Raw genomic sequence first — 11,245 nt, forward strand, 5'->3', positions numbered from 1 at the left:
GTGACGGGCGGATATCCGCTGCTCGTCGCGGATCTGATCGGTGTGGCGGTGTTCGCTGCCTCCGGCGCCTCGGCCGGCGTCGCGAAACGACTCGACCTGTTCGGTGTCGCGTTCGTCGGCTTCGCGGCCGCGCTCGGTGGTGGCATCCTGCGCGACGTGGTGATCGGTGCCACGCCGCCGTTGGCGTTCGCTGACTGGCGCTACGCGGTGACCGCGGTGGCTGCCGCGGTCGTGGTGTTCTGGCTGCACCCGGCGTTGCACCGGGTGCGGCGGACCGTGCTGACACTCGACGCCGCCGGTTTGGGCCTGTTCACCGTGACCGGCACGCTGAAGGCGATCGAGGCCGGCGTCCCGGCAGTCGGCGCCTGCCTGGTGGGGATGCTCACAGCGATCGGCGGCGGACTGACCCGCGACCTGCTCACCGGCGAGATCCCGGTGGTGCTGCAACGAGAGATCTACGCGATCGTCGCCCTCGGCGGCGCCGTGGTGGTGGCCGTCCTGCACCGGATCGGCCAGGCCGGGGTGATCCCGCTCGCGGTCGCCGCGGTCGTCATGACGGTGGTCCGCCTGATCGCGCTGCGACGGCGCTGGTCGGCTCCCGTCGCGGTGCCGTGACGCTGCCCGGCAACATTCCACGGCTATGCTGGACCCCGCCTCCGCGCCCCTTCATCGCGGGGGTTTTTCCTTGGGAGAAGGGATCACCGCAGCTTGAGCCCGCCTGTGCCGAACCTGGAGATCTTTCCGCCGCTGCGGGACTGGCAGCGTAAGGCGATGGTGACGTACCTTCGTCGCCGTTCCGAGGACTTCATGGCCGTGGCGACGCCCGGCGCCGGCAAGACCACGTTCGCGTTGCGGATCGCGGCCGAGATGCTCGCCGACGGCACGTGCGACGCGGTCACCGTGGTCTGCCCGACCGAGCATCTGAAGACGCAGTGGTCGCTCGCGGCGGCCCGGGTCGGCATCCAGCTGGACCCGAAATTCCGCAACTCCGACGTGCATTCGTCGCGTGACTTCCACGGCGCGGTGCTCACCTACGCCCAGGTCGGCATGGCGCCGGCCGTGCACAAACGGCGCACCCTCTCCCGCCGCACGTTCGTCATCCTCGACGAGATCCACCACGCCGGCGATTCGCGGACCTGGGGCGACGGGGTCAAGGACGCCTTCGAGCCGGCCGAGCGGCGCCTGCTGCTCACCGGGACCCCGTTCCGGTCCGACGAGAACCCGATCCCGTTCGTGTCCTACGAGCGCGGTCAGGACGGCATTCAACGATCAAAAGCCGATTCGGTGTACGGCTACGCCGACGCGCTTCGTGATCAGGTCGTCCGGCCGGTGCTGTTCATGGCGTACTCGGGCGAGACCCGCTGGCGCACGAACGCCGGTGACGAACTGGCCGCCCGCCTGGGTGAGCCGATGACCAAGGACCTGATCGCGCAGGCGTGGCGGACCGCTCTGGACCACCGGGGCGACTGGATGCCGCAGGTGATGCGGGCCGCCGACGCCCGGCTGACGAAGATCCGTGAGCACGGCATGCCGGATGCGGGCGGCCTGGTCATCGCGAGTGACCAGCAGTCCGCCCGGGCGTACGCGAAGCTTCTGCACGACCTGACCGGCGAGTCCGCCACCGTGGTCCTCTCCGACGATGACGGCGCCTCCGGCCGCATCGCCGAGTTCGCCGCCTCGGAGAAACGCTGGATGGTCGCGGTCCGGATGGTGTCGGAGGGCGTCGACATCCCGCGTCTGGCCGTCGGCGTCTACGCCACCAGCGCGTCCACCCCGCTCTACTTCGCCCAGGCGATCGGCCGGTTCGTGCGGTCCCGGGTGCCCGGCGAGACCGCGACCGTCTTCCTGCCCAGCGTCCCGCACCTGCTGGGGCTGGCCAGCGAGATGGAGGCGCAGCGCAACCACGTGATCGGGGCGCCCAAGGAGAAGGACGGGCTCGACGACGACATCCTGGAGCGGGCGCAGAAGACCGAGGACGCGCTCGGCGACCTGGACAAGATGTTCGAGGCGCTCTCCGCGACCGCCGAGCTGGACCAGGTCATCTACGAGGGCACGTCGTTCGGCACGGGGGCGCTCACCGGCACCGCGGAGGAGGCCGACTATCTGGGGCTGCCCGGTCTGCTCACCCCGGACCAGGTGACCACCCTGCTCAACAAACGCCAGACCGACCAGATGGCGGCGCAGAAGAGGCGTCAGGCGGAGGAGCCGAAGCCGGAGACGCCGGCCCGTCCGGAGCCGGTCGTGCCGATGAGCGCGGGGGAGCGGCGCAACAGCCTCCGCCGCCAGCTGAACACCCTGGTCGCGGCCCACCATCACCGGACCAACCTGCCGCACGGCAAGATCCACGCGGAGCTGCGCCGGATTTGCGGCGGCCCGCCCAGCGCCCAGGCCACCATCGAGCAGCTGGAGGAACGGATCGCCACGATCCAGTCCTTCTAGGGCCACCGATTCCCTCAGGACCCGTCTCCCCGGCGCCGATAGAGCGCCGGGGGGAGGTGGCCCGATGCGGGAGATCACACTCGAGGCGGTACGCCTTCTGGAGCACGCACAGACCGGTGAGGCCGTCGCCGCCCGGGAACGCGCCGAAGAGGTGCTCCGTGCCGCCACCGGTGATCTCGCCGACGGCCCGGCCTGCATGCATTTCGTCCGGGTCGTCTCGTTCATCGCCCAGGGCGACCCGGCCGCCGCCGTCGAGGCCTCGGACCTGATGCTCCCGTCCACCGAACGGGAGGGCAGCGCCGGATGGCGTGCCTGCGCCCTGGCCAGCCGGGCCTGGCAGCGCCTGCGTCTCGGTCAGATCGACCCGGCCGAGAACGACGTGGACCGGGTGCTGCGCGACCTGGTGGCCGCCGAGGCGCTGGCCGCCGAGGAACGTGAGCCGATCGCCGCGGTCAACTCGCTGGTGGCGGTGGCGATCGGCTACTGGGAGCTGCGCCTCTACGAGCTGGCGGCCCCGCAGTTCCACTCCGCCTACGAGATGAGCCGCGCCGGCGACGGACAGAACGGCAACCGGGCCATGTGGCTGCTCAACCTCGCCGAGATGCACCTGGGCTGGGCTCTGGAGCTCTACCAGATCTCCCAGGTCGACGAGGCCGAGGCGCACACGGCGGAGGCGGAGCGGTACGCCATGCGGGCCGCCGACGAGGTCTCCGGGGGCGACGCCGACGCGTGGCGGGAGAACGCGCTGCTCTACGCCGCCTGCTCCCGTGCGGACCGGGACGACCCGGCCGGAGCCGCCGCCGACATCGAGATCTACCTCGCCCGGCTGGAGGCCCGCGGTTTCATGCCGGCCGCGATGACGCTCGGCAAGCCGTTCTACGCCGTCGCACTGAGCCGTTCCGGCCGCCCGGAGGAGGCCCTGCGGGTGATGGCCGACGCCGTCCGCGACCTGCCGGCGGACGCCGACTGGCTGGCCGTGGCGAGCACCCACCGCACCCGCACGGTCCTGATGGCCAACCTCGGTTCGGCGGACGCCGCAGCGGCCCTGGCCTACGGCGACTCGCTCGCCGGCGCGCTCTGGCGCCAGCGGCTGAACACCCTGCACGCCGCCCGCACCCTGAAGGACCTGGACGCCCTGCGGCAGCAGCACGAGGAGATGTCCCGGGCCGCGGACCTGGATGCGCTGACCGGCATCGCCAACCGGCGCGCCTTCGACCACGCCGTGAATCTGGCCCGCACGGGCCACGACGCGGCGATTCACCGGATCGCGGTGCTGCTCATCGACACGGACCGGTTCAAACAGATCAACGACACGCACGGCCACGCGGCCGGCGACGCGGCGTTGCGTGCCATCGCCGCGGCCCTGACGGCCCAGGCCGGCCCGGGCGACCTGGTCGCGCGTCTGGGTGGCGACGAGTTCGCGGCGCTGCTGGACGGGCGGGACGAGGCCACTGCCGCCGACGTCGCCGTGCGCATGGTCCAGGCGATACGGGCGATCCCGGACTGCCCCGCGACGCTGAGCATCGGGGTCGCGGTGGCCTTCGCCGACGAGCTCCCGGCGGCCCTGGAACGCGCTGACGAGGCCATGTACGCCATCAAGCGTGCCGGTGGCGACGGGGTGCGGCTGTGCGCCGAGGACGAGGCGGCGCTCGCCGCCTGAACGCAGAACGGGCGCTCCCTGCAGGGGGAACGCCCGTTCTTGTCACACGTCTCGGTTGGGGGACCGCTGCTAGTTGCTGGAGTTCGACATCATGTCCGCGCCGCGCCAGGTGAACTCGGGCTCAGCCGCGTACTGAACCGCGATCTTCACCAGGTCCTCGGCGTACCGGTTGGCGTGGTGGCCACAGAAAACCAGTTCACTGCCACCCGCCAGGGTCAAACGGAGCTTCCCGGCTGCATTGCAGCGGTCGCACCGTTCATCGGCTGCGGGGCCGGCCAGACTTCCTGCCGACGGCGTGAGAGTCGGGGTCATCGCCTTCCTCCTCTGTTCGTCACCGATGAACATGTTCCTCGGCTACTGCTCACACATCGTGCAACACCCTGCACCGTTGCAGCCTTCCCAGAGTGCCCCGGGGGGACCGGGATCACACCGTGGTTCCAGCTAGTGTGCCGTGATCCAAGGGTGCCACGTCAACGATCACTTCTGCACAACGGTCTGATCACCACCCGTTGATGTACGGGTGGTGACCAATCAGACACTGAATGTTGACCAAAGGTCCTAGTCGAGGTAGTCGCGCAGGACCTGGGACCGCGACGGGTGCCGCAGCTTGGACATCGTCTTCGACTCGATCTGCCGGATCCGCTCACGGGTGACCCCGTAGACCTGGCCGATCTCGTCGAGCGTGCGCGGCTGGCCGTCGGTCAGGCCGAACCGCAGCCGGACCACACCCGCCTCACGCTCGGACAGCGTCTGGAGAACCTGCTGGAGCTGGTCCTGGAGGAGCGAGAAGGAGACCGCGTCCACCGCGACGACCGCCTCGGAGTCCTCGATGAAGTCGCCCAGCTGGCTGTCGCCCTCGTCGCCGATCGTCTGGTCGAGCGAGATCGGCTCCCGGGCGTACTGCTGGATCTCCAGCACCTTCTCGGGCGTGATGTCCATCTCCTTGGCCAGCTCCTCCGGGGTGGGCTCGCGGCCCAGGTCCTGGAGCAGCTCGCGCTGGATGCGCCCGAGCTTGTTGATGACCTCGACCATGTGCACCGGTATGCGGATGGTGCGGGCCTGGTCGGCCATGGCGCGGGTGATGGCCTGGCGGATCCACCAGGTGGCGTACGTGGAGAACTTGTAGCCCTTGGTGTAGTCGAACTTCTCGACCGCGCGGATCAGGCCGAGGTTGCCCTCCTGGATCAGGTCCAGGAACGCCATGCCACGACCGGTGTAGCGCTTGGCCAGCGACACCACGAGACGGAGGTTGGCCTCCAACAGGTGATTCTTGGCCCGCTCGCCGTCCCGGTTGATCCACTTGAGGTCGCGCTCGAAGTTGCGCTCGAGCGACTCCTCGCCCTCGTCGGCGGCGCGCAGCCGCTCGGCGGCGTAGAGGCCGGCCTCGATCCGCTTGGCGAGCTCGACCTCCTGCTCCGCGTTGAGCAGCGGAACCTTGCCGATCTGCTTGAGGTAGGCGCGGACCGAGTCGGCCGAGGCGGTCAGCTCCGCGTCACGGCGGGCCTGCTTGAGAGCCTCGGACTCCTCGTCGTCCCACTCGAAGTCGCCGTCGGTGGCCGAACTGGCGGCGTCGGTGGCGGCGGCCGCGACCATGGCGGCCGGCTCCTCGATCACCACGTCCTCGACCGCGGCGGCGAGCTCGGCGGGATCGATCTCCTCGCCGGGGCCCTCCTCACCGGGCTTGCCCGGCGCGGCCTTCTTGGCCGGCACCGCGGCCTTGGCCGCGGTCGCCTTGCGGACCGGTGCGGCTTTCTTGGCCGGGCCGGCCGTGGCGTCGCCGCCGACGGCCGGTGCGGCCTGCTTGGGCGCCGGCGCCGCCTTCTTGACCGGCGCCGTCTTGGCGGTGGTGGCCCGGGACGCCGGAGTGGTGGAGCGGGCGGCGGCGACCTTCGGCCGGCGGGTGCTGGCCGAACCGTCGACCACGACGGTGATGCCGGCGTCCACCAGCCCGCGCAGGATCTTCTTGGCCTGCGCCGGGTTCACCGCGGCGGACTCGAGCGTGTGCGCGACCTGGGCCGATGTGAGTTGCCCGCCAGCACCCTGGGCATGGGTGATCAAGGCCTCGGTGAGAGAGCGAACGTCGGCACCGTTCTGGTGGGCTTCTGTCACGAATGACCTTCCGGAGGCGATGAGGTTGGGCACGGCCATGGTCCAGCGCAGCACGCGGGGGCGAGTGTTGCTGGAGTCGGTTTGTGGGGGCCCCCGGGTCACGGACCGTACCGGTGGCGTGTCCGTGAAGCGGTGGGCAGGGGTGAATTGTAGCGCCGCTTACCGAGATCCTCCGCCCACAGCACGCCGCGGGGGCCCGACGACCTCGTCAGAGACTCCTGACATGAGAATGCTATCGGCGGAGAGGACACCCACGTGAGCGAGATTCCGGTGGTATCGACACCCGGCGAGCTGTTGTCCCTGGCGGTGCGGATCGCCCGGGAGGCGGCCGTGACGGCCCGCAGGATGCGGTCCGAGGCGATCGGCGACGTCCAGACCAAGAGCACCGACACCGACGTGGTCACCGCGGCGGACAAGGCAGTGGAACGGCAGGTGGTGGAGGCGCTGGCGGCGGAGAGACCCGGTGACGGCGTGCTCGGCGAGGAGTACGGCGACTCCCTGAGCGTGGCGCCCGGTGCCGTCCGCTGGATCCTGGACCCGATCGACGGCACCGTGAACTACCTCTACGGCCTGCCGCAGTACGCCGTGTCGCTGGCCGCCGAGCGCGACGGCGTGGTGGTGGCCGGCGTGGTGGTCAACGCGGCCACCGGTGACGAGTGGACGGCCACCCTGGGCGGTGGTGCCTGGCGGGCCGGGCGGCGTCTCAGCGGCTCGGAGCGGACCACTCTGGACCAGGTCCTGGTGGGCACCGGGTTCGGTTACGACGCGCGACGACGGGCCCATCAGGGGGCGGTGTTCGCCCGGCTGATCACCCGGGTGCGTGACATCCGCCGTCTCGGCGCGGCGTCCCTCGACCTCTGCCTGGCCGCCGAGGGTTCGCTCGACGCGTACTTCGAGAAGGGTCTCAACTTGTGGGATCATGCCGCCGGTGGGCTGATCGCGGCCGAGGCCGGCCTGATCGTCGCGGGGCTCTCCGGGGAGCCGGCCGGCGACCGGATGCTCGTGGCCGCCCCGCCGGCGATCTTCCCGGCGCTGCACGACGCACTGGTCGAGCTGGACGCGGCCGGCGGCCCGTGAGGGCGCCGGCCACGGCCGGGTCACTCGGTCTCGGGCTCGGTGGTCTCGGTGACCGGCTTGCGGCAGGCGCCCGGCGGCAGCGTCGGCTCGCCCTCGGCGCCCAGCGACTGGTTGACCTCGGTCGTCGTCGCGAGCTGCTGGAACTTGTCGCCGATGATGATGTCGATGACGTCGCCCTTGCGCTTCGCGTTGTAGACCATCGTCGACTGGGCCAGGAAGTACGCCCGGAGCAGCTGCGCCTTGCCGACGGTGTCCGGCCCGTAGCGGATCTCGGCGACGCCCTCGACCTTGGTCTTGGTCTTGCCCGGCTTCTCGACCACGAAGCGACGGTTCGCGAACTCGTTGCTGACCTGCTCGGCCAGGTCGGCCCGGTTGGTCCCGTTGAAGACCTTGACCTTGACCACGGCCGGGTCGTTCGGGAGCCGGATGTCGGCCATCGGCGCCCCGGGCGGGCAGTCGCTGCCGTTGACGCTCCCGCGCTGCGAGTCCCGGACGAGAGTGACGACGACGAAGACCACCGCGGCCACGGCGAGCACGCCGACGACTACCAGCGCTCGGACGCGGGCAAAGCTCATGGGTCGGCTCCAGGATCGGGGGACGGACCCGGGTAAGGTGCCCAGGCCTGTCGAGAGGTTAACGTCTGTCCGCCAGGGGCGCGGAAACAGGGAATGCTTCCGGCGCGTTGACAATGATCCAGTGGCTGGTGCCCCTACTTTGATGTCGCCTCGGTCACATCGGGAACAATGTGCCGCCGGAGTGCGTACAAGCCTGCCGCGTCAGCGGTAATGTTCCGCGCCCACCGGGGCAGTTTCTGAGGTCCGAACGGGTGTCAGAAATCGGCCGGCGGAACCGGGAACCGAAACCCTGCCAATGGCGTTACAAACGCCAAGTGACACATCGATACAGGAGAGTGAAGACCGATGGCCACCGACTACGACGCCCCGCGTCGCGATGAGGTCGACCTCGGCGAGGACAGCCTCGAGGAGCTCAAGGCCCGCCGCGCCGACTCACAGTCGGGCGCAGTGGACGTCGACGAGGTCGAGGTTGCGGAGAGCTTCGAGCTGCCCGGCGCCGACCTCGCCGACGAGGAGCTCACCGTCAAGGTGCTGCCGATGCAGACCGACGAGTTCCGCTGCTCCCGCTGTTTCCTCGTGCACCACCGCAGCCAGCTCGCGGTGGAACGCAACGGGGAGCTGATCTGCCGCGAGTGCGCCTGAGCGCACTCGCGCGCAGCGCGCCACATCACCCGATCGCGGTAGTCGCGGTCGGGCGTACGGCGTTCACGGGGGGTTTGACAGGGGGTTTGACCCTGGGTCATGACCGGGCACTGATGCCGGTGACGACCACGGGAAGGACGACGATGAGCCAGCCGGACCGCGCGACCGAACCCGGTGCCGAGATCGTGCCTGCCGAGACCACCCCCGCGCCGGAGGAGGCGGGCCGCACCGTGGCGGCCCTCACCGCGGACGACCTGGAGCCCGGTGGCCGGCGCCGGCTTCTCGGCCGGCTCGCCGGGCAGGTCCGCGGCAGCGGCGCCGGACGGCTGTTCCGGCCGAAGGCGGCCCTGCAGTGGGTCACCGACCAGGTCACCACGCTGGCCCCGCACATCCCGGTCCGGGACCGGGAGACCCTGCGCCGGCATTTCCCCGGCCTGGACGACACGGAGCTGGCCGAGCGCCTGATCCGTAACGCCGCCCGGGCCACGGCCGGGGTGGGCGCGGCCGGGGGCGGCATCGCCGCGGTCGAGTGGGTCGCCACGCCGGCCCTGCTCTCCGCGCCGGTGTTGCTGGCCACCGAGACGGTCGCCGTGGTGGCGATCGAGATCAAGCTGATCGGCGAGCTCCACGAGATCTACCGCCGTCCGATCACCGGGACCGTCGGCGAGCGGGCCCTGCGGCTGGTCGAGGCGTGGTCCGGGAGGCGTGGGGTGAACCCGCTGGTCCCGGGCGTCGGAGTGGCCACCGTGCTGGGCACGGCCACCCGCAAGGAGCTGCAGAAATCGCTGATGAAGCGGTTCGGCCGGAACCTGACCACCTTCGGCCCGATGCTGACCGGCGCGGTGGTCGCCAGTTACCTCAACCGGCGGGCCACCCGGCAGGTCGGCGAGAGCGTCCACGCCGATCTACGCAAACCGGCACCCGCGCTGATCAAGCCCGCTCGGCGCGAGCTCGGCGGCTGACCTCCAGCAGCGCCGTCGCCAACTCGACCGGGTGACGGGTGCTGACCACCCAGAACGGTGTCGGGTCGGCCGGGTCGTCGAGCAGCACCTGCACGGCCGGGCCGATCCAGGCCCGCTGCACCACGAAGGCCAGCGGGTGCGCGCCGACGCCGAGCGCCTCCCGCTTGCCCGCGGCGTCCAGCGCGACCACGCCGGAGACGAACTCGACCGGCAGGCGGGCGTCGTCGACCCGGAACTCGTCGGGGGTGACCTCGACCCGGAGCCGGCTCAGCGGGGCCAGGATCAGCAGGCTGAGCGGGAGCAGCACCGCGTAGGGCAGCCAGACGGGCAGCTCGGGGAGCCCCAGCATCAGCTCGGTGGCGAGGATCGCACCGCCCACGAAGGCGGCCGGCCACGCCCACCACGGGAGACTCAGCCGCTCCTGATGGGCGGCGACCGTGCGGACCGGGGACTCGGGTGTCACCCTCGAAGGGTACGGCGCGCCTCCGTGGCGGGGCGCGGCAGGATGGCAGGGTAGGTGCCGCCCGCAGTACCCCAGTGAAGGAACACCCGCCGTGACCGATGTGAACGTCCAGGTCCTCCGGATCGACCCGGATCTGCCCCTGCCGGCCTACGCGCATCCGGGTGACGCCGGCGCCGACCTGGTCGCGGCCGAGGAGGCGGAGATCGCCCCGGGCGCCCGGGTCAAGGTCCGCACCGGTGTCGCCATCGCTCTTCCGGAGGGCTTCGTGGGCCTGGTTCACCCGCGCTCCGGATTGGCGGCGCGACTGGGGGTGACGGTCCTCAACGCGCCCGGTACGGTCGACGCCGGTTACCGTGGCGAGATCCTGGTGAACCTGATCAATCACGATCGGGAGAACACCGTCAAGATCTCCCGGGGCGACCGCATCGCCCAGCTCGTGATCCAGCGGGTGGAACGGGCGGCTTTCCACGCCGTGGACGCCCTCGACGACACCGCGCGCGGCACGGGCGGGCACGGTTCGACCGGCGGCCACCAGGCCCTCTGAGCTTTGCGAAACGGAAAGGCTGGCAGTGATGTTCTCCCGTAAGCGCGGTGCCGCGAAGCACGTCCGGGCGGCCGACGCGCCGCCCTCCAAGGCGCTCGCCGACAGCCTCGCCTCCGACGGCACACCGCCGGCGCCCGAGTTCGGCCCGTGGGACGTCCGGTATGCCCCGGAGGGTGTGCAGCGGCTCGACCTGGGCAGCCTCCAGATCCCCGCGATCGAGGGCGTCGAGGTGCGGGTGCAGGCCAACCCGGACGGCGGCGTCGAGCAGGTCGTCCTCGTCGACGGCGAGAGCGCCCTCCAGCTGGGTGTCTTCGCCGCGCCGAAGACCGAGGGCATCTGGAGCGAGGTGCGCGCCGAGATCGCCGGCGCGATGGCCGCCGACGGCGTCACCCCCCGCGAGGTCGACGGGCGGTACGGCGTGGAGCTGGTGGCCCGGGTGAACACCCCGGAGGGCCCGGCCGACGTGCGGTTCGTCGGCGTGGACGGCCCGCGCTGGATGGTGCGGGCGCTCTACCAGGGTGCGGCCGCCTCCGACCCGGGTCGTGAGGGCGTCCTCGCCGACGTGCTGTCCGGCCTGGTCGTGGTCCGGGACAACGAGCCCCGCCCGGTGCGTGAGCCGCTTCCGATGCGGCTGCCGCGGGAGATGGCCGAGCAGGGGCAGGCCGCGGCCGCCCAGCAGGCCGCGAACGGCAATCGGCCGCAGTGACCTAGATCACCGGTGCGCTTCGGGCGTAGCGTGGGTGCCGAGCACACGCGCAGACTGCGTCGCGTCGA

Annotated in this window: 12 protein-coding genes; 8 read left to right on the plus strand and 4 right to left on the minus strand. The window is 71.2% G+C overall.

Going from position 1 to position 11,245, the window contains the following annotated elements:
* The 3 genes from ACFO0C_RS24215 (at position 1) to ACFO0C_RS24225 (ending at position 4,099) form a co-directional block, all read left to right on the plus strand.
* Complete coding sequence (locus ACFO0C_RS24215) at positions 1 to 615, plus strand: trimeric intracellular cation channel family protein (protein WP_378068933.1); 615 nt, start codon at positions 1 to 3, stop codon at positions 613 to 615.
* Positions 616 to 708: 93 nt separating this feature from the next.
* Positions 709 to 2,439, plus strand: a complete 1,731-nt coding sequence (locus tag ACFO0C_RS24220) for a DEAD/DEAH box helicase (protein ID WP_378068934.1) — start codon at positions 709 to 711, stop codon at positions 2,437 to 2,439.
* A gap of 64 nt (positions 2,440 to 2,503) precedes the next feature.
* On the plus strand, positions 2,504 to 4,099 hold the full coding sequence (locus ACFO0C_RS24225; protein WP_378068935.1) for a sensor domain-containing diguanylate cyclase: 1,596 nt from the start codon (positions 2,504 to 2,506) through the stop codon (positions 4,097 to 4,099).
* Between the two features lie 69 nt (positions 4,100 to 4,168).
* Here ACFO0C_RS24225 and ACFO0C_RS24230 read toward each other — a convergent pair whose 3' ends face one another.
* On the minus strand, positions 4,169 to 4,411 hold the full coding sequence (locus ACFO0C_RS24230; protein ID WP_317797349.1) for a DUF7455 domain-containing protein: 243 nt from the start codon (positions 4,409 to 4,411) through the stop codon (positions 4,169 to 4,171).
* 246 nt (positions 4,412 to 4,657) lie between these two features.
* Complete coding sequence (locus ACFO0C_RS24235) at positions 4,658 to 6,247, minus strand: RNA polymerase sigma factor (protein ID WP_378069142.1); 1,590 nt, start codon at positions 6,245 to 6,247, stop codon at positions 4,658 to 4,660.
* A gap of 216 nt (positions 6,248 to 6,463) precedes the next feature.
* Here ACFO0C_RS24235 and ACFO0C_RS24240 point away from each other — a divergent pair, with 216 nt between their 5' ends.
* Positions 6,464 to 7,285 (plus strand): inositol monophosphatase family protein, encoded by an 822-nt coding sequence (locus ACFO0C_RS24240; RefSeq protein WP_378068936.1) that lies wholly within the window; start codon positions 6,464 to 6,466, stop codon positions 7,283 to 7,285.
* Between the two features lie 20 nt (positions 7,286 to 7,305).
* Here ACFO0C_RS24240 and ACFO0C_RS24245 read toward each other — a convergent pair whose 3' ends face one another.
* Complete coding sequence (locus ACFO0C_RS24245) at positions 7,306 to 7,860, minus strand: LytR C-terminal domain-containing protein (RefSeq protein ID WP_378068937.1); 555 nt, start codon at positions 7,858 to 7,860, stop codon at positions 7,306 to 7,308.
* Positions 7,861 to 8,205: 345 nt separating this feature from the next.
* Between ACFO0C_RS24245 and ACFO0C_RS24250 the strand changes: the two genes are divergently transcribed.
* Together ACFO0C_RS24250 and ACFO0C_RS24255 are read left to right on the plus strand one after the other, a co-directional pair.
* The gene (locus tag ACFO0C_RS24250; protein ID WP_045743100.1) at positions 8,206 to 8,502 is read left to right on the plus strand and encodes a DUF4193 domain-containing protein; all 297 of its coding nucleotides are present in this window, start codon (positions 8,206 to 8,208) and stop codon (positions 8,500 to 8,502) included.
* A 143-nt stretch (positions 8,503 to 8,645) separates the two neighbouring features.
* Positions 8,646 to 9,464, plus strand: coding sequence for a hypothetical protein (locus ACFO0C_RS24255; RefSeq protein ID WP_378068938.1), 819 nt, complete (start codon positions 8,646 to 8,648; stop codon positions 9,462 to 9,464).
* Here ACFO0C_RS24255 and ACFO0C_RS24260 read toward each other — a convergent pair.
* Positions 9,433 to 9,927, minus strand: coding sequence for a DUF3093 domain-containing protein (locus ACFO0C_RS24260; RefSeq protein WP_378068939.1), 495 nt, complete (start codon positions 9,925 to 9,927; stop codon positions 9,433 to 9,435). The genes ACFO0C_RS24255 and ACFO0C_RS24260 overlap by 32 nt on opposite strands.
* A gap of 91 nt (positions 9,928 to 10,018) precedes the next feature.
* Between ACFO0C_RS24260 and dut the strand changes: the two genes are divergently transcribed.
* Entirely contained in the window at positions 10,019 to 10,471 is a 453-nt protein-coding gene (dut, locus tag ACFO0C_RS24265) for a dUTP diphosphatase (protein WP_378068940.1), read from the plus strand.
* A gap of 28 nt (positions 10,472 to 10,499) precedes the next feature.
* On the plus strand, positions 10,500 to 11,177 hold the full coding sequence (locus tag ACFO0C_RS24270; RefSeq protein ID WP_378068941.1) for a DUF3710 domain-containing protein: 678 nt from the start codon (positions 10,500 to 10,502) through the stop codon (positions 11,175 to 11,177).
* The last annotated feature ends 68 nt before the right edge of the window (positions 11,178 to 11,245 follow it).

This window comes from Actinoplanes subglobosus (genome assembly GCF_042650585.1).
Classification (GTDB): domain Bacteria; phylum Actinomycetota; class Actinomycetes; order Mycobacteriales; family Micromonosporaceae; genus Actinoplanes; species Actinoplanes subglobosus.

What these genes read in the sequence shown, in the direction of transcription:
- ACFO0C_RS24245 (WP_378068937.1), bottom strand. Translation starts at nt 7,860, where the DNA reads ATGAGCTTTGCCCGCGTCCGAGCGCTGGTAGTCGTCGGCGTGCTCGCC.
- ACFO0C_RS24235 (WP_378069142.1), bottom strand. Translation starts at nt 6,247, where the DNA reads ATGGCCGTGCCCAACCTCATCGCCTCCGGAAGGTCATTCGTGACAGAA.
- ACFO0C_RS24230 (WP_317797349.1), bottom strand. Translation starts at nt 4,411, where the DNA reads ATGACCCCGACTCTCACGCCGTCGGCAGGAAGTCTGGCCGGCCCCGCA.
- ACFO0C_RS24255 (WP_378068938.1), top strand. Translation starts at nt 8,646, where the DNA reads ATGAGCCAGCCGGACCGCGCGACCGAACCCGGTGCCGAGATCGTGCCT.
- ACFO0C_RS24250 (WP_045743100.1), top strand. Translation starts at nt 8,206, where the DNA reads ATGGCCACCGACTACGACGCCCCGCGTCGCGATGAGGTCGACCTCGGC.
- ACFO0C_RS24270 (WP_378068941.1), top strand. Translation starts at nt 10,500, where the DNA reads ATGTTCTCCCGTAAGCGCGGTGCCGCGAAGCACGTCCGGGCGGCCGAC.
- ACFO0C_RS24225 (WP_378068935.1), top strand. Translation starts at nt 2,504, where the DNA reads ATGCGGGAGATCACACTCGAGGCGGTACGCCTTCTGGAGCACGCACAG.